This window comes from Hyphomonas sp. (assembly GCF_036964145.1).
Classification (GTDB): Bacteria; Pseudomonadota; Alphaproteobacteria; order Caulobacterales; family Hyphomonadaceae; genus Hyphomonas.
In genome coordinates, this window is the sequence record NZ_JBALUC010000002.1 from 737908 (window position 1) to 755801 (window position 17894).

The 17894-nt window shown below is 61.1% G+C and carries 17 protein-coding genes; 4 read left to right on the forward strand and 13 right to left on the reverse strand.

Translation table 11 applies throughout. The annotated features are described in order from the left end of the window. Nucleotides 1-9 precede the first annotated feature (9 nt). The 12 genes from V7660_RS08455 to V7660_RS08510 form a co-directional block, all read right to left on the reverse strand. Nucleotides 10-1752, reverse strand: a complete 1743-nt coding sequence (locus V7660_RS08455; protein ID WP_335602641.1) for a class I adenylate-forming enzyme family protein — start codon at nucleotides 1750-1752, stop codon at nucleotides 10-12. A gap of 199 nt (nucleotides 1753-1951) precedes the next feature. Further along, on the reverse strand, nucleotides 1952-2608 hold the full coding sequence (locus V7660_RS08460) for a hypothetical protein (RefSeq protein ID WP_335602642.1): 657 nt from the start codon (nucleotides 2606-2608) through the stop codon (nucleotides 1952-1954). A gap of 95 nt (nucleotides 2609-2703) precedes the next feature. Beyond that, complete coding sequence (locus V7660_RS08465; RefSeq protein WP_335602643.1) at nucleotides 2704-3315, reverse strand: tetratricopeptide repeat protein; 612 nt, start codon at nucleotides 3313-3315, stop codon at nucleotides 2704-2706. 55 nt (nucleotides 3316-3370) lie between these two features. Next, complete coding sequence (dxs, locus tag V7660_RS08470) at nucleotides 3371-5293, reverse strand: 1-deoxy-D-xylulose-5-phosphate synthase (protein ID WP_335602644.1); 1923 nt, start codon at nucleotides 5291-5293, stop codon at nucleotides 3371-3373. A gap of 43 nt (nucleotides 5294-5336) precedes the next feature. Further along, entirely contained in the window at nucleotides 5337-6233 is an 897-nt protein-coding gene (locus V7660_RS08475) for a polyprenyl synthetase family protein (RefSeq protein WP_335602645.1), read from the reverse strand. Between the two features lie 12 nt (nucleotides 6234-6245). Further along, nucleotides 6246-6491, reverse strand: coding sequence for an exodeoxyribonuclease VII small subunit (locus V7660_RS08480; protein WP_034813920.1), 246 nt, complete (start codon nucleotides 6489-6491; stop codon nucleotides 6246-6248). A gap of 79 nt (nucleotides 6492-6570) precedes the next feature. After that, a complete protein-coding gene (locus tag V7660_RS08485) occupies nucleotides 6571-7167 on the reverse strand; it encodes a histidine phosphatase family protein (RefSeq protein ID WP_335602646.1) in 597 nt (198 codons plus the stop codon). A 132-nt stretch (nucleotides 7168-7299) separates the two neighbouring features. Next, nucleotides 7300-8154: a signal peptidase I gene (lepB, locus tag V7660_RS08490; RefSeq protein WP_335602647.1), complete on the reverse strand. Its 855-nt coding sequence runs from the start codon at nucleotides 8152-8154 to the stop codon at nucleotides 7300-7302. A 108-nt stretch (nucleotides 8155-8262) separates the two neighbouring features. Further along, nucleotides 8263-9327, reverse strand: coding sequence for an MBL fold metallo-hydrolase (locus tag V7660_RS08495; RefSeq protein WP_335602648.1), 1065 nt, complete (start codon nucleotides 9325-9327; stop codon nucleotides 8263-8265). A gap of 48 nt (nucleotides 9328-9375) precedes the next feature. Next, on the reverse strand, nucleotides 9376-9867 hold the full coding sequence (locus tag V7660_RS08500; RefSeq protein ID WP_335602649.1) for a gluconokinase: 492 nt from the start codon (nucleotides 9865-9867) through the stop codon (nucleotides 9376-9378). Continuing rightward, on the reverse strand, nucleotides 9864-10880 hold the full coding sequence (locus tag V7660_RS08505; RefSeq protein WP_335602650.1) for a pseudouridine synthase: 1017 nt from the start codon (nucleotides 10878-10880) through the stop codon (nucleotides 9864-9866). The genes V7660_RS08500 and V7660_RS08505 overlap by 4 nt, the downstream gene beginning before the upstream one ends. A 127-nt stretch (nucleotides 10881-11007) precedes the next feature. Beyond that, on the reverse strand, nucleotides 11008-11751 hold the full coding sequence (locus V7660_RS08510; protein ID WP_335602651.1) for an SDR family oxidoreductase: 744 nt from the start codon (nucleotides 11749-11751) through the stop codon (nucleotides 11008-11010). A 103-nt stretch (nucleotides 11752-11854) separates the two neighbouring features. On the opposite strand from V7660_RS08510, the gene V7660_RS08515 reads away from it, so the two are divergent. Then, a complete protein-coding gene (locus V7660_RS08515; RefSeq protein ID WP_335602652.1) occupies nucleotides 11855-12760 on the forward strand; it encodes an AraC family transcriptional regulator in 906 nt (301 codons plus the stop codon). A 104-nt stretch (nucleotides 12761-12864) separates the two neighbouring features. Then, nucleotides 12865-14040 (forward strand): MFS transporter, encoded by a 1176-nt coding sequence (locus V7660_RS08520; RefSeq protein WP_335602653.1) that lies wholly within the window; start codon nucleotides 12865-12867, stop codon nucleotides 14038-14040. A 7-nt stretch (nucleotides 14041-14047) separates the two neighbouring features. On the opposite strand, the gene V7660_RS08525 is transcribed toward V7660_RS08520, so the two are convergent. Further along, nucleotides 14048-15820 carry an acyl-CoA dehydrogenase gene (locus V7660_RS08525; protein ID WP_335602654.1) on the reverse strand — a complete coding sequence of 591 codons (1773 nt, stop codon included), beginning with the start codon at nucleotides 15818-15820 and terminating at the stop codon, nucleotides 14048-14050. A 122-nt stretch (nucleotides 15821-15942) separates the two neighbouring features. Here V7660_RS08525 and V7660_RS08530 point away from each other — a divergent pair, with 122 nt between their 5' ends. Next, nucleotides 15943-16665, forward strand: coding sequence for a YceI family protein (locus tag V7660_RS08530; RefSeq protein ID WP_335602655.1), 723 nt, complete (start codon nucleotides 15943-15945; stop codon nucleotides 16663-16665). Nucleotides 16666-16684: 19 nt separating this feature from the next. Next, a complete protein-coding gene (locus tag V7660_RS08535; protein ID WP_335602656.1) occupies nucleotides 16685-17884 on the forward strand; it encodes a cytochrome b/b6 domain-containing protein in 1200 nt (399 codons plus the stop codon). The last annotated feature ends 10 nt before the right edge of the window (nucleotides 17885-17894 follow it).

Consider the following 17894-nt stretch of genomic DNA (forward strand, 5'->3'; position numbering starts at 1 on the left):
GTGTGGATCCTATGACTTGAATTGTTCCCGCAAGACGGGCTTCAGGATCTTGCCATTCGCATTGCGCGGGAGTGGCTCGGTCATGAAGTGAACTTTTACCGGCACCTTGAACGCCGCCAAATGACTTGCAGCATGCGCTCTCAATTCGTCCTCGGTAACGTGCATGCCGGGTTTCAGTTGCACAACCGCGCCAACTTCCTCACCGAGAATCTTGTGAGGGATGCCCACCACGGCAGCGTCCATCACGGCCGGGTGCTCATAGAGGGCATTCTCGACCTCGATACAGTAGACGTTCTCACCGCCACGGATCAGCATGTCCTTGGCCCGGTCGACGAGATACAGGAAGCCCTCTTCATCAATACGCGCGAGGTCGCCGGTGACCACCCAGCCATCACGGAAGGTCTCCGCCGTGGCATCTGGCCGGTTCCAGTAGAGCTTGCAGTTCATCGGCCCCTTGCACCAGAGTTCGCCCACTTCGCCCTGAGGCAGAGTGTTGCCCTCAGGATCGCAGACTTTCAGCTCAACAGCCTTCGGCGGCGCCCCTGCGCTAGCTGGGCGGTTCACATAATCCTCGCCAATGTTCAGCGTGGCCGTGGCGCAGGTTTCCGTCATGCCCCAGCCATTGCCGGGGGCGGCATCGGGAAAGCGTTTCTTGATGGTCGAGACCAGTTCCGGCGCGGACGGTGCACCGCCATAGGAAATCGCCGCGATCGAAGACAGATCATATTTGTCCCTGTCCGGATGTTCCAGCAGCTGCCATGCAATCGCCGGGACACCGCCGACCGCCGTGACCTTCTCCTCTTCGATGATCGGCAGGGCCTTGCCTGCATCCCATTTGTACATCGAGACGATCTTGTCACCGCGCAGCAGGGACGGGATCATGATCGCGAACGCGCCCGTTGCGTGGAAGAACGGAATGGCCAGCAGGGTAGCTCGCTGCTCGTTCGGGTCCGGCTCGGGAAGGGGCTCGCCCTTGCGTAGGAACATGCGCGCCTGACAGGTCATGGAATTGAACATGTTGGAGACGACCGCGCGATGGGGCGCCAGCGCGCCCTTCGGCTTGCCGGTCGTACCCGACGTATACATGATCGTTGCATCGTCTTCCGGACCAATATCGATGGCTGGCCACGAAACCTCCGGCAGGTTGGCCCACTCGTTCGCGCCGCCGATATATTGTTCCATCTGAGCCACACGCGGGTCCCCATATTCTCCTTCCGGATCGCGGGCAATGACGACATTTTTCAGCTCCGGCAGGTTTTCCCACTCGGCTCTGATCCGCTCAAATATCTGAGGGTCGACAAAGGCCAGTTTCACGCCGGCGAAGGACAGGCCGTATTCCAGCTCCTCGCTGGTCCACCAGGAATTCATAGGTGTGGCGATGGCCCCGATCATCGAGGCGGCAAAGAAGGCGACCGGCCATTGCGGATAGTTCCGCATGATGATCCCAACCCGGTCACCCTTCTCGATTCCATATGTCTCGCGCATCACACCAGCGAGTTTGATCACGGCCCGGGCAAGGGCGTCGAACGTGACGCGCTCGTCTTCATAGACAATGAAATCCCGGTCGCCGAACTGTACGCTTGCGAGCTGCAGGATGAGCGGAATGGTCGGCGGGGCATTCTTGTATATCTTCATATCCACGCCATTGATCACAGCATCGGTGATCTCGAGCGGAGAGCCTTCCGCAGCCAGGAGCTCGTTCGCCTGAGCGATGGACATGGCGGGCCAGTTCGGCAAGGTGTCTGCAGGCATGGGTTTCCTCTGATTGTGTGTTTCATCCACACAATCACGCCCACTCCAAGTATTGAAGGAAAAATTGACCGTTCAGCCGACAATTCTTTGCGAGCAGGGCAAAATCATGTCCCTGAACGCAATGCGCCGCCAGCACGACGTCTTCAGGTTGGAAGAGCTACGCGCTGACGGCGAAAAAACGTTGTTGGGTCGGCAGTGACTATTTGCCGAAATCGCAGAAACGTAGCGCATGGTCGGTGCCATCCGGCTCGACCGCGTCATAGGTGCGCCCGGTCAATTCATCCCCCTCGCAGAGATAACCGATCTGGTACATCGCGATCAGGGTTTCATTGTCCGGCGTCAGGTCGCTGGCGATCATCAGATCAATGGCGTCTTCATGACGGCCAAGCTGCATCAGGATATCGAATTTCTGCTGGCGGGTTGTTTCCGGCTGGTTGAGCACGGTCATCAGCGAGTCCGCCTTGCCGCGCGCCGTTTCCAACGCCAGAACGGCCTCCGGATGTACTGTCGTGTCGTCGAGCGTGTTCACGACTTCCTCGAAATCCTCGATCGCGCCCATTACGTCATAGCCGGACTGGCCGACGCGAAGGTCACCGCGGCGCAGGAGCGTCTCGGCCAGCTGTTCCCGCGTCAGGTCCGGATCGCCCGACAATTGGGTGAGCCGATCAATGGCCGTCTGCGTATTGCCCGCCTCTTCGAGGCCCTCGACTGTGGTCATGGCCAGCGCGTAGCTGGACATGGTTTCGGTCATCGGCGCCGGCGGGGCGGCACCCTTTGTCCCGGCTGTATCGGGGGCGGACGTACAGGCCGCCAACGCAAGGGCGGAGGCGGCAGCGATAAGACCGGAACGAATCATGAGGTATCTCCAGAAGGGAACAGAATGACAATGCCTAGTCCTAGTCGCACAAGGCGCGCGCTGACAGGGCGTTAATGTGGATTTTATGTGACCTTTCAACTGGTCAGGTCTTCACACCATTCCAGCCCGGCAAGGTCATCCCGCTCATCGCCATACTCGTGCAGGCGGGTATCCGAGTCTTTCGTCTTGCAGATATAGCCCGCATCCGTCAGCGTCTCGACCTGCTCCGGCGTCGGGGCCAGGCCGGATTTACGATACCGCGTGACGGCCTCTTCATGGTTTCCCAAGGTCCAGACACCGTCGAACCATTGTGCCAGCGTCAGGAAGCGGTTCATCGACGCTTCGATCTGGTCGACATCCGTGCGGACATAGCCAAGCTCGGTCTTCGCATTCGCGGCCAGCGCATGGTCCGGCGCCATTTTCAGCAATTTCTCGAAATCCTCGATTGCGCCCCGCCGGTCATTGGCGGACTGACGGCGCAGGCTACCGCGATGGTACAGCGCCTGCACCTTCTGCTCGGTCGTCAGGGAATTGCGCGCCAGCAATTCGCTCAGCATCCGGTCGGCGTCATAGGGATTTGAGTCGGCCAAGGCCTGCGCGATGACGGTTTCCGGCGGCGGGCCGGAATCTGTCGCTTCAGGGGCTGTGGCGCAGGCTGCCAGCAGCAAGGCTGCGGTGATCGAAGTGTAAAAGGGAAAGCGTCTCATGCGCGGCACATAAGACCGGTTCGCCGCATGTCGCAAATTGCTTTTCAGATAGATATCAGGCGCTGGCGAGGCGGTTGATTTCGGCAATGTCGCCCCGGCCCAGAGCCTCAATCGCCTTGGCGGCGATGTGGCGAGCATTGAGACCGGCCGTCTCGTACATTTGATACGGGCTGTCCTGATCCTGGAAGATGTCCGGCAGGGTCATCGGGCGGATTTTCAGGCCGGTGTCGAGCGCGCCAACACAGGCAAGATGCTCCAGAACGAAGCTGCCAAAGCCGCCCGTGGCGCCTTCTTCCACGGTGATCAGCACTTCATGGTCCCGTGCGAGACGTTCAACCAGATCCGCATCCAGCGGCTTGGCAAAGCGGGCATCCGCCACCGTGGCCGACAGGCCCTGTGCGGCCAGCATTTCGGCGGCCCTCTCGGCCTCACCGAGGCGTGTGCCATAGGACAGGATGGCAATCGTCGTGCCTTCGCGCACGATACGGCCTTTGCCGATTTCGAGGGGTTCAGGATTTTCCGGAACGGCAACGCCGGTGCCCTCACCGCGCGGATAGCGGAAGGCAGACGGGCCGTCATCAATTTGGGCAGAGGTCACTACCATGCGGGCGAGTTCTGCCTCATCGGCAGCGGCCATGCAGACCATGCCCGGCAGCGCGCCGAGATACCCGATGTCAAAGCTGCCAGCATGCGTCGCGCCATCAGCGCCGACCAGGCCTGCGCGATCAATGGCGAACCGGACGGGCAGTTTCTGGATCGCCACATCATGGACGACCTGATCATAGCCGCGCTGAAGGAAGGTTGAGTAGATCGCCGCAAACGGCTTCATGCCGTCGGCCGCGAGACCGGCCGCAAAAGTCACGCCATGCTGTTCGGCGATACCGACATCGAAATGGCGGTCCGGGAATTTCTTGGCGAAAATGTCGGTTGAGGTACCGGATGGCATGGCGGCCGTGATCGCACAGATCTTGTCGTCGGTTTCGCCGAGTTTCGCCAGGGTCTGACCGAAGACTTTCTGGTAATTCGGCGCCTTTGGCTTCGGCTTGGATTGCTCGCCGGTGATGACCGAGAATTTCGACACGCCGTGATACTTGTCGGCAGAGTTTTCGGCAGGCGCATAGCCCTTGCCCTTCTGCGTGACGACATGGATCAGGATGGGGCCATCCTTCATCGCCTTCACGTTTTCGAGTACCGGCAGCAGCGTATCGAGATCGTGGCCGTCGATCGGGCCGACATAATAGAAGCCAAGTTCCTCGAACAGCGTTCCGCCCATGGCGAAGCCGCGCAGGTATTCCTCGGCGCGCCGGGCCGGGCTTTCCAGTCCCATCGGCGTGATAACTTTCTTGGCGATCCGGCGCAGGCCGCGATAGGGGCGCGAGGAAACCAGTTTCGACAGGTAATTGCTCATCGCGCCGACGGGCGGAGCAATCGACATGTCATTATCGTTCAGGATAACGATCAGGCGCGACTTGTCGGCGCCGGCATTGTTCATCGCCTCATAGGCCATGCCCGCAGACATGGAGCCGTCACCGATCACGCAGACCACATGATTGTCGCCGCCCTGAAGGTCCCGCGCCTTGGCAAAGCCGTGTCCGGCAGAGATCGAGGTTGAGGCATGCGCCGCGCCGAAAGGGTCGTATTCGCTCTCGGCGCGCTTGGTGAAGCCTGACAGGCCGCCGGGCTGGCGCAGCGTGCGCATCTGGTCGCGCCGTTCTGTCAGGATCTTGTGGGGATAGCATTGGTGTCCGACATCAAAGATCAGCTTGTCAGCCGGCATGTCGAAAACGGAATGGATGGCCAGCGTCAACTCGACCACGCCGAGTCCGGATCCCAGATGCCCGCCGGTCACCGAGACCACGTCGATGACTTCCTCGCGCACTTCATCCGCAATCTGCTTCAGGTCCGCTCGGGAGCGGCCTTTCAGGTCAGCAGGAGAATTGATTGCGTCCAGCAGACGATTGGGGCGGGCGTCGGTCATTCCAGTTTTAGCTCGATCTCGTATTTATAATTCTGACCAGGTCTTAATGCGTTCTATCGAGCACAAAATCGACTGATTGCAGCAGTATATGGGCCTTTTCGCGGAAAATTGCGAGGTGTTCCTTCGCCTGTGCAGCGAGAATGTGCACCCGCTGGCGTGCGCCATCTATGCCAAGAATGGTCACGAAATTGGCTTTTCCTGCTGCTTCATCGGTGCGTAGCGGCTTGCCAACATTGTCCTCATGACCGGTGGCATCCAGCAAATCGTCGGCGATCTGGTAGGCAAGGCCAAGGTCGTTCGAGAAGCCCGCCAAGGCATTGCGTTCAGCTTCCCGGGCCCGGCCCACAATCGCCGCGGCCTCCGTCGCATAGGAAATCAGCGCGCCCGTCTTCAGGCGCTGCATGCGGGTGATCGTGTTGAGGTCGCGGGGGCTGTCGGATTCCAGCATATCGATCATCTGGCCGCCCACCATGCCACGCGCGCCGGACGCATCGGCCAGCCGCTCGATCAGCATGGCCCGCACGGAGGCATCATCATGGGTTTCGTTTGAGGCGAGGATCTTGAAGGCGAGCGTCAGCAGCGCATCCCCGGCGAGCACGGCCGTTGCCTCATCGAAGGCCTTGTGGACCGTCGGCTGCCCGCGCCGGAAATCATCATCATCCATGCATGGCAGATCGTCATGCACGAGCGAGTAGCAGTGTACGCATTCCAGCGCGGCCGCTGCCCGCAGCAACGTCTTTTCCGGTGCATCGAACATGGCGCCGGTTTCGAGCAGGAAGAAAGGCCGCATGCGCTTGCCATTGGCCAAGGCTGCATGGCGCATCGCGCGCATCAGGTTTGCCTCAGGCCCACCCGCTGGCGGGATCAGCTGATCCAGCGCCACAGTGACCCGGTCGGCGACCTCTTTCAGGCGCTGTTCGAAGTCTTGGGCTTCGCCCATATCGAAGCCCCCTTAGTCGAAATTGGCGGATTCCGTGGTTGGCCCATTGGCCCCCTGGACGATCTGCTCGACCTTGAGTTCAGCGGATTTGAGCCGCGACTCGCAATGCGCCTTCAGCGCTGCGCCGCGTTCGTAGATTGCGATGGATTTCTCCAGTTCGACTTCGCCCGCTTCCAATTGGCGAACGATGATTTCGAGCTCGGCAAGCGCCTCCTCGAAGGTCAGTTTATCAACTGGTTTCTCTTTCGCATCAGCCATTCTTCGGCCTCGTCTTTTCTTGAAATTCCCGTGACATTAGAGCGGCGACCTGAGGTCCACAACCACTTCCAGACCAGATTTACCGGTATTCGTAGATGCGGTAGCTCCAATAAGCGTCGCCGCCATCATACGAACACTTCCAGCCCAGCTTTTTCATTTCCGGACGCAGCATCCGGTTGAACCAGCCATGAGCGGCCAGATAGACCTTGCCTTCGGTGGAAGCCGCGTCGAGCTTTGCTGCGGCAGACGCCGCGCGCTGGCGGGCTTGTTTCACGCTTTCCCCATCCAGTGCATGTCCGTTCAACCAGGCTGCCCGTGCGAGGATGTTCCAGGTCTTCGGCAAATAGCGGACACCTGGCAGGAGCGGCGGAGGCAAGGGCGCCTCATTGAACACCGGATCGAACAGTGCCTGCATGTGGGGCGCGGCGCGGGCGGCAGTCTGCTGCGCCCTGAGACGTGCGGAGGCGAAGACGATTTCGGCATCGACCACGGCTTCGACCAGACCTTCGGGCGGCGATTGATCGTCGGCCAGAGGGCCGATCTCATAGCGCTCCCACCAGTCGCGATACTGCTTCCAGTTCAGGCGTGGGCCAGCCGTCCGGTCCAGAGCCGGCCGACCATGACGTGAAATAATGATGGGACCGCGCTGCCGGCCTGTCGATGTCTTGTCTGGCATCGCCATACACACTGTACTCGTTCTTGCGGGCCCGGTGACCACTGTTCCAAAATTGCCCTAACGGGGTTGCCCCCCTGCGGCAAGGCGCGTTTGTACACTTGCCGGATGGTCAAGCTGTGAAAAACCGGTGGCTCAGAGCCCCTTCCACACGCGCTTGCGGCAGGGTTCCTCGTCCTGCAGCTTGCACTTGTGAAAGGTGACGAGAACGGTTTCCGCGCGGCCAATCAGGTGGTCCATGGGGACGAAGCCGATCGAGGCCACATCTGCCGGGACACGCGGCTGGCAGCCTGCGCGGTCGACTACGCCCTCAATGGCCGGGCAATGCCCGCTCGGGAAACGGCTGTCGAGGGAGTTGTCCCGGTTGTCGCCCATCATGAAGACATGGCCCTCAGGCACGATGAACAGATCTGTATTGTCGCCCCGTCCGCCCTTTTCCTGGCGATGTGTGACCCAGTTCTTGTCGCCAATTGTCTCCTGCCACTCATGGGCAATGTCGATGGCCACGGCATTGTGCGGCACATAGCGGATCGTGCGCATATACTCGCTCTCGACCGGCTCCCCATTGAGATAGACCTGTTCGCCGATCAGCTGGATCTGGTCACCCGGCAGGCCGATCAGGCGCTTGATCATGACCCGGCCAGTGTGCGGGTGTTCGAAGACCACGACATCGCCGCGCGTGGGCGTTCTGGCGAAGATCCGGCCCTCGGGCAGCGGGATGAACCGGCCCATCGAGAAAGGCAGGGAATAGCGGTCATAACCATAGGCGAATTTCGCCACGGCGACGCGGTCAGACACTTGCAGCGTCGGCACCATGCTCTCGGAGGGAATCACGCGCTGCTCATAGGCGAGGCCGGAGAAGAGCAGGAAGACGGGCACGAACACAGCCAGCGTGGCGCCCCATTCACGAAGTTCCTGTTTGAGCTTGGCCCCCAGGCCCGGCTTTTCGGCGACTTCTTCGTGCGCCGCGCTGTTGCCATCTGATGCCATCGGAACCTCATCGATCGTCTTTGTGACGTTCGACCTGTTTAGACGAAAGAATAGGTGATTGCGAAGGTGAAAACGCGCCCACTGCTGCAAAAGCCGCGAACGCAGTCTCTAGTTAAGGCTGTAGAGGTCTATTCCGGTTTCATTTCGTGTCACCGACACATCCCCCCGATAGATGAGGTAATTGAGGTGGGCCAGCGCTTCGCCTGTCGCCATGCCGACTTCATCATCCGCAATCGCCCGGCCGAACAGGGTGGTGAAGGAATCTACGGCCTTCATGGGGCACCGTCCCAGACGCTGCAACAATCGCGCGAGCGCCACATGGTGACCGTCAATCAGATGCTGCAGGCGCTTGTGCGCGCCCGTGAAAGGCTCGTTGTGCGCGGGCAAGACCAGCACGTCTTCGGGCACACGCTGTTTCAGCTTTTCACAGCTTTCGAGCCAGTCAAGCAGCGGATTGGCCGCCGGCTCGGTCGGATGGACTGACACATTCGACGAGATTCGCGGCAACAGCTGATCACCTGAAATGAGGATGTTGAGCGCCGGGCAGAAGAGACAGGCATGTTCCGGCGAATGGCCACTGCCGGTAATGACTTCCCAGACCTGACCGCCCATTTCGAACGTGTCGCCATCGACCAGCCGCCGGAAGGAATCAGGCAAGGGCATCACGGCCTTTCCGAAGCCACCAAACTTTTCCTTGTACTGGTCCAGCTGGGCCTTGTTCCAGCCGGCGCGCAGATAGAAGTCGAGCCCGGCCTTTGGTGCGCTGCGCCCGGTATCGGAGACGAGCATCCGGCACGTCGTGTATTCCAGCCGCGTCATCCACAATTCCGCGCCCCATTTGTGACAGAGCCAGCCAGCCGTGCCGATATGATCGGGGTGCATGTGGGTGACGATTACCCGCTTCAGGGGCTTCTTTTCGCTGATCCGGTCGGCCAGCAATTTCCGCCAGACCGCGCGCGTCTCGTCATACGGAATCCCGGTGTCGACAATCGTCCAGCTGTCGCCATCATCGATCAGCCAGACATTGATGAACTTAAGGGAGAAGTGCAGCGGCATGGCCAGCCAGAACAGGCCCGGTGCAATTTCCCTGATTTCGCCGGGAGCAGGTGCCGATTGTCCGTGAGGATAATCTAGGCGCGGCCGTTTCGGCTTGCTGATTTCTGTACCATCCATGTCAGGAGGATACGCAGCTTCTTGCGTCCGTCGAGCCGTACCGCAAGGTCATGCCACAGCGAGACGTGTGCGAATATCCTCAACCAGAGCGATGGGAGCTGCCGTGCCATCGACCCGGATAACGTCTTCCGGCGGGACCAGCGCGGCCAGCTGGCTGTCGAGCAGCGAGACCGGCATGAAATGGTCGGCGCGCGAGGAAATCCGCCGCGCAAGCTCGTCTTTTGGCACGTCCAGCAGGACAAACAGGCAAGTCCGGCCGCTCTGCTCGCGCAGGCCTGTCTGGACAAAGGGCGTGAGCGCCGAACAGGCCAGGACCACCCGGTCCTCCGGCATGGCGGTCATGGTCTCGCCCATGCTGCGCACCCAGTCGGCGCGATCTGCATCTGTCAGGGGTGTGCCGGAGGCCATCTTCTCCTTGTTGGCGGCGGAATGGTGGACATCCGCTTCCACGAAAGGCCAGCCTTCGGCCCTGGAGAGAGCTTCGGCAATGGAGGATTTCCCACTCCCCGCGACGCCCATGATGATGACCAGATCCCTCATTTGATGGGCGTGCGCTTGCGGGGTTTCAGCTTCGTGCGCTTGAATTTCTCGCCCTTTAGCGGGGAGACCGTTTTCTCTCCGGATGGCGCACCAGGCTTTCCGCCAGCCCGTGAATCCGGACGATCAGGCCGCCGGGGCGGTTTGCCGGACCGGTCAGGGCGTTCAGACCGTGCCGGATGGTCAGGACGGTCGCTTCGCTCCGGACGTGCGAGACGATCCGGTCTGTCCGGCCTCGGCTTGCGCGGACGCGGCGCATCGCCCTTCAACAGGGCCTCGCGCTCGCGGCCGCTGATCGGGCGCCATTTGCCTTCCGGCAGGCCCGCCAGTTCCAACGGCCCAACGCGCACCCGCATCAGATCAACGACATGCAGTTCAACCAGTTGGCACATACGACGGATCTGTCGGTTGCGGCCCTCGTTCAGGATGAATTTCAGCTCCTGCTGTTTCACTTGTTCGACGATGGCAGGCTTCAACTGACGACCGTCCAGCTCGAGACCATGACGCAACTTGCCCAGCTTGTCGGGCGTAACCTCACCCTTCACCTTGACCAGATATTCCTTGTCGAGCTGGCTCTCCGGTCCAATCACGGCTTTTGCCAACACGCCGTCTTCAGACATGATCAGCAGGCCGCGGGAATCCTTGTCCAGACGCCCGAGGGGCGCGAGCTTGTTGTAGCGCCCCGGAATGGCATGACTTTTTCCCGAGAGGCTATCGCCTGAAATGAGCCGCACAGCGGGAATCTCGTCGCCCTCCGGTGTACCCGAAACAATGCCAATCGGCTTGTGGAACAGGATGGAAAGCTGGTTGTCGAGCCGGCGCGAAGCCTTCTGCGCGAGGTCCAGCGTCTGGCCTGTCTCGATCTTCTGGCCCGAGATCGCCTTCTCACCGTCGACCTTGACCAGACCCTGCTCGATCAGGGAGTCCGCTTCGCGGCGAGAGCACACGCCTTCCAGCGCCAGCCATTTGTTGATCCGCAAGGGCTCGTCGCCGGAATAGGTTTTGGTCCAAGCCATGGCGTGTCGCGCCTCCTGATATGCTGCGGCCCGTCATATCGGCGCGGGCCGCCCCCCGCAACATTCAGTCGACATTGGGGGGCCCGCCTGATCGCAGCGCTACGCCGATGGCAGGGCCCGGCTCAGGTCAGGAGGAATTGCCCAAAGCGACAGCATCGGCTCCGGCAGGCTCAAAAAACGGGGTCGTCGGATCGGTGACGGCTCGCCAAATTGCCTCCGCCACATCAATCGACTTTGTAAGTTCAGACGTATCCTCCTCCCAACCTTCCATCGTGCTCTGAGCCAGCTCCTGATAGACTTCAGGGAAACCGTTCATGCGCCCCATCGCATTATCAGCGAAGCGAGTTTCCGGCGCGCGACCGGGCAGAACCACGTTGACGCGCACATTGAACGGCCGGAGTTCGATTGCGACGGACTCGCTGAAGGCGTTCACAGCCGCCTTGCTGGCTGTATATACTGACAGCAAGGGCAACGGCATCCACGTCACAGTAGAGGTCACATTCACGATCACTCCCGCCTTCCGTTCGCGAAACTGCGGCAACACCGCCTGCATCATTGTCATGGTTCCGAACGTATTCGTTTCAAAGATGTCGCGAATGGTTTCTATCGGACTGCCTTCGAGCGCATTCAGCCAGCCGATTCCTGCATTGTTGACCAATACATCGATCGGGCCTGCCACCTTGACCACTTGCGCAATGCTTTGTGGATCCGTCACATCGAGCGGCAGAACACGCAACCTGTCATCAGTCGGAAGAATATCTTCGCGAGGCGTTCGCATGGTGGCAATGACGTTCCAACCACGCTCATGGAAGTAACGAGCCGTTTCAAGGCCAAATCCGGACGAGCAACCGGTAATGAGTATGGTATTCATGGGAACTCCTGTTTGGTGAGCGAATAACCGAATTGAAGATATAGCCAGCAGCGTCGGACGGGCTATAATCAAAAGTCGGTATCTCGTTCGCAGGAGTCCGGAATTGACCGACCCTCTGGCTGAAATTGTCTCCCTGCTCCAACCGACTACCCCCTATTCGAAAATGATCGAAGCGGCGGGGCGGTGGCGGGTCCGCCGCACGGAGTATGGGCGTCCTTTCTATTGCGTCGTCCTTAGCGGCTCGTGCTGGCTTGAAGCCAGGGACCACGCCCCCGTCATGCTTGAGGCGGGCGACTTCGTGCTCATTCCATCGGTGCATGAATTCTCAATGATGAGCGCTGATCCGCCACCTGCCCATCAGCCATACTCACAACCTGTGCGGCTTGGAGAAGCGCACGTCCGGCTAGGCGCCCAGAGCGGCCGGGCTGATGTGCGGCTTCTTTTAGGATATTGCATCCTCGCCTCACCTGACGCCGGTCTCCTATTGTCGCTCCTGCCACGCCGCGTTCATCTACGCGCAGATGATCGGCTCGCCAGCCTGGTCTGGCTTGTTGGGGACGAAGCGCGCAAGACCCGGCCCGCACGAGACGTCATCCTGTCCCACCTGTTGGAAGTCATGTTCATCGAAGCCCTCCGTTCAACGACGGTCCAGACGGAGTCACCCAGCTTCCTGCGGGGACTAGCTGACGAGCGCCTCGCGGCGGCCATTCGCCGAATACACGAAGATCCCGCCCGGTCGTGGACGATCGCGGAACTGGCAAAAGAGGCCGCGCTCTCACGCTCCATTTTCTTCGACCGGTTCAATCGGGCTGTCGGCATCTCCCCCATGGGATATCTGCTCTCCTGGCGCATGGCACTGGCAAAAAAGATGCTGCGCGAGAACGATGGCACCATCGCCGAAATTGCCCGGCGTGTCGGATACGGATCGGCCAGCGCGTTCAGCGTGGCATTTACCCGCCATGTGGGCCTGCCACCTTCACAATTCGCCGAACAGGAAGTTCCTGCCTGAACAAGGCCACACGCCGAAACGTACGGTCAGATCAACATGCTCCGCTCGACATTCCGGGCCATTTCCGGCATAGGCGTGCGCCCCGCACGGAGATGAATTGAAGAATGACGGAACGCCGCGCCGCCGCGCCCCTGCTCGCCTTTGGCCTGTTAGTCCTCGGGACCATTCTCGGTCTTGCAGGAACAGATTTGGTCCTGCCTGCGGTTCCTTCCCTGCCGGACACGCTCGGGGGCTCACAGGCGATGGCCCAGATAGTGCTTGCCGCCTTTGTGACGGGCGGGTGTATCGGCCTTCTCGTGTTCGGAGAACTTGGCGCACGGATAGACCAGCGCAATTTGTTGGTTCTGTCCCTTGCGGCTTATGCATTGGTGTCCCTTGCCTGCATGGCGGCGCCGTCCCTGCCCGCCCTGGTGGGCCTGCGGTTTGCGCAAGGCCTGACCAGTTCAGCCGCAGCCGTGTTCGCGCCGGGCATGATCCGGGCAATGTTCTCCGAGGAGAAAGCCGTCGGCGCGCTCGGCTTCATGGCCAGCATCGAATCCCTGATCCCTGCCCTTGCCCCCGTGCTGGGCGTATGGCTGTTGGTGGCCTTTGGCTGGAAAAGCTCGTTCCTCGTCCTCGGCGTGTTGAGCCTCGGCGTCGCGGCGCTGGTCACCTTGCTGCGCCACCGGATGCCTGCGCCGCCTTCGACGCGCGCGCCAGGCAGCTATCTGCGCCACCTCATCAACCCGACCTTCCTGCGATATGCGCTGAGCCAGGCCTTCACGCTGGGCGGATTGCTGATCTTCGTGTTCGGCGCCCCGGCCATGATCACCAAGGGTCTGGGCGGCGATCTCGGGGACTTCATCATCATGCAGGTGACCGGGATCGCCTTCTTCATTGCAGGGTCGAATTTCGCCGGCAAGCTGGCCGCCCGGCTAGGGCCGGAAATCATGATCCTGTCTGGTTCTGTCCTGTCCGCTGCGGGCCTGCTCGGCATTCTTGGATACGCATTGGCGGGGGGCACCGACCCGCTCGCCCTCGCTGCGCTATTCGTGCCGGTCAACCTTGGCCTCGGCTTTCGCGGCCCGCCCGGCTTCTATCGCGCCGTAGTCGCCGCACGCGGGGACGATGCGCGCGGATCGGCGCTCGTGCTCGTGGCCATCCTGACCACGACCGCCGCAGGCACAGCCGTCGCGGCTCCGTTCGTCACGCTGGGCATGGCTCCGCTCGCCGCGATTGCAGCGGCCGTCTCCTGCGCCTCTGTCCTCTGCCTGATCGCCTTGCCGAAGCTCAGCACCTGACCGGATTTCAGGCGATGCCGAACAGGGCTTCGCTATTGTCGAGGAAGGGCGAGCCGCCTGCGGTGATGCCGGAAACCCGGCCCGGCGCGGTGGCCAGAACCGTCTCCGCGAAGAAACCTGCCAGCGCCAGTTGGCGGGCGCGGAACCCACTCTCCTCACCGCGCGCAGCGACCGCCGCCCGCGTCAGGAAGTGCCCGCCAATCACGTCTCCCGCCAGCGCGAGATAGGCCGTCGCGCCCGCAAGCGCCTTGTCCTGGTCGCGATCCTTCATTGCTTCCAGCATCCAGTCGCTGGCTTCGCGCAGGGCTTCGGCGCCAGCGCGCAGGCGATCCGCAATCTGGACGAGTTGCGGATCATTGGTCGCCCGCGCATTCGCGGCCGTCGCCTCCACCTCACCCAGCATGACGCGCATCGACTCGCCATTCGTGCCGGTCAGTTTCCGTCCAACAAGGTCGATGGCCTGAATACCGTTCGTGCCCTCATAGATCGGCGCGATACGGGAGTCGCGATAGAGCTGGCCTGCCAGAGTCTCGCCCATGAAGCCCATGCCGCCATGTATCTGTACGCCCAGGCTCGCCACATCGACGCCCATGTCCGTGCACCACGCCTTGGCAATCGGCGTCAGCAGGTCTTCGCGCATCTTGGCGGATACGCGTGTCTCTTCATCGGGCGAAGCTTCTGCGAGGTCGGCCGCGACCCCACAGGCGTAACAGATCGACCGCGCCGCCGCGACCCGGGCGCGCATGGTCGTCAGGGTACGGCGCACATCCGCATGATGGAGGATCGGGGCGGGGCCATCGACGCCTTCCGCCTTGCCCTGTTTGCGCTCCTGGGCATAATCGAGCGCGGCCTGATAGGCCGCCTCGCCCACGGCGACGCCTTCCAGGCCGACATTCAGGCGCGCGGAATTCATCATGGTGAACATGCAGGCGAGGCCCTTGTTCTCCTGCCCGATCAGCCACCCCGTGGCGCCATCATATTCCATCACACAGGTCGGCGAGGCATGGATGCCCATCTTCTTTTCGAGACCGATGCATTTGACGCCATTGCGCTCCCCGAGGCTGCCGTCTGCGGTTACGATCCGTTTCGGTACCAGGAAGAGGGATATGCCTCGCGATCCTGCTGGCGCATCAGGGAGGCGCGCCAGGACGAGATGAATGATGTTCTCGGCAATGTCGTGATCGCCCCATGTGATAAAGATCTTCTGCCCACTGATCGCATAGCTACCGTCTTCCTTCGGCGCCGCCCTGGTCTTCAGCGCGCCCACATCCGAGCCAGCCTGCGGCTCGGTCAGATTCATCGTGCCGGTCCAGGTGCCGGAAACGAGATTGGGCAGGTAGGTCTGCTTCTGCTCGTCCGTGCCGTGGGCCAGCAGCGCCTCCACCGCCCCAAAGCTGAGCATCGGGCAAAGGCCGAACGACATGTTCGCGGCATGGAACATCTCCATCACCGCCAGAGCGAGCGCCTTGGGCAGCCCCTGGCCACCCCATTCCTCTGGCGCGGACAGCCCCATCCAGCCACCGTCGCGGAACTGGGCATAGGCCTCGGCAAAGCCCGGCGCAGCCTTCACACCCTCTTCGGTGAGCTGGGCGCCATGTGCGTCGCCAGACGTATTGAGCGGGGCCAGCACGTCCCGCGCAAGTTTGTTGGCCTCTTCCAGGATTGGCGCAATCAGATCCGGGTCGTAATTGCCGAAAGGCTCCAGCCCCTCCAGCCGGGACAGATCCGCAACTGACTGGAGCGCGAACGCCATATCGTTGAGCGGCGCGTCATAGGCCATGTATTTCTCCTAGAATCCGAATAGGTTATATCTCGACAAGCATTTAGCGTGGGGATGGTGCCACGCCAACTGCGCCCTATAATCACTGTGACCGTTCTAGCAGATGTCCAGGAGACCAGACCATGCGCAAATCCCTTCTATCCATTTCCATCTTCGCCCTCGCCGCCTGCGGCGCGGCCGAGACCACCGCCCCGGCTGCTGAAGCCGAGACGCCAGCGACCGAGACCGCTGAAACCGCAGCAGCGTCGGCAGAAGACGCCGCTCCGGTCCCGGAAATGGGCCCGGCTGGCACGTATGTCCTCGATCCGACACATGCGTCGCTGGTCTGGACCGTCAACCATTTCGGCCTGTCCAACTATACCGCCCGTTTCACCAAGATGGACGCCACACTGGAATTCAATCCGGACGATGCCTCTGCCACGTCTCTGACCGTGACCGTTGACCCGACTTCGGTCGAAACCGACTATCCGGCTGACTTCAAGGCCACCCATGCCGATTCCCCATACGACACGTTTGACGAGGAAATCGCGCAGGACCCGACCTATTTCAACGCTGGCGAATATCCCGAAATCACCTTTACCTCGACAGAAATCACCGAGACCGGACCGAGCACTGGCACCGTCACGGGCGATCTGACCTTCCTGGGCGTGACCAAGCCTGTCACGCTGGACGTGACCTATAATGGTACCGCGACCTTCCCCTGGGCCCCGGAACAGCCGAAGATCGGCTTCTCGGCCACGGGTTCTTTCAATCGTTCCGAATTCGGCCTGTCGAATATGGTGCCAAATCTCGGTGACGAGATCCACCTCATGATCGAAGCGGAATTCGCAAAAGCCGCCGAATAAGACAGGAAGACCGACCCTTATGAAGGCTGAAACGTCTCGGTATACGATCGTCGCCATCACCCTTCACTGGGTGATGGCGGGCCTTCTTCTCTTCATGATCTGGCTCGGCTGGAACATGGATGAAAACGAAGTCCGGTTCCAGCTTCACAAATCGATCGGGATCCTGATCCTGTTCCTGACTTTGGTTCGGGTGATCTGGCGGGCCATGAACCCGCCGCCGCCTTTGCCTGACGACATGCCGGCTTATGAAAAGCTCGCCTCCCATCTCGTGCACATGACGTTTTACGGCCTGATGGTCATCCTGCCGCTGGCAGGGTGGCTGCTGGTCTCGACCTCGAAATTCAAGGTGCCGACCGTCCTGTTCGGATCGGTCAGCTGGCCGCACCTGCCCGCGCCGGATTTCCTGCGCTCGGATATCGGGCATGTCATCCTCGAGAACATTCACTCCAAGGGCGCATGGGTGTTGATCGTCCTGCTCGGCCTGCATGTCGCTGGGGCGGTGAAGCATGAATTTGCCGCCGAAGACGGCGTCCTGAAAAAGATGCTGCCGGGCCTGTTCGGAAAGTCCGCAGCGCCCAAATCTTCGCGCGGTTATGTGCGCGCCTTTGGCGCCGCCATTATCGCATTCGCCTTGATCGCACTGATCCCGATTGCCGGGTCAGGCCCGGCGAGCGGCGCCGCACCGCAAGAGGGCGAGTCAGTCATCCCGGCTGACGAGACGATCGAAGCGAACTGGGACGTGAACTATGGCGCATCCGAGATCCGCTTCACTGGCATCTATGACAAGGCCGACTTTACCGGAACGTTCGAGGACTGGTCGGCGGATGTGGAATTCTATCCGGAGGATCTGGCCAACTCGCACGTCCTCGTGACCGTTCGCTCGGCGACAGCGGATGCAGGCAAGAAGCTCTACAATGACAGCCTCAAGGGGCGGGAGTGGTTCGACACGAACACGTTTCCGGAGGCTCGCATCCGGCTCACCAATTTCCGTGAGACAGAGACCGGCTATACGGCTGACGCCTCGATTTCGCTAAAAACCGAACTGGTGACGGTCCCGCTCGACTTCACGCTGGATATCGACGGCGACACCGCCACGCTGAACGGCACGGCGGTCATGAACCGCAAGGCGTTCGATCTCGGTCAGGATTCAGACCCGGCAGGGAATTGGGTCGGCGAGGATGTCACTGTGACGGTCACCGGCACCGCGACGCGCAAATAGATGCGCCAGC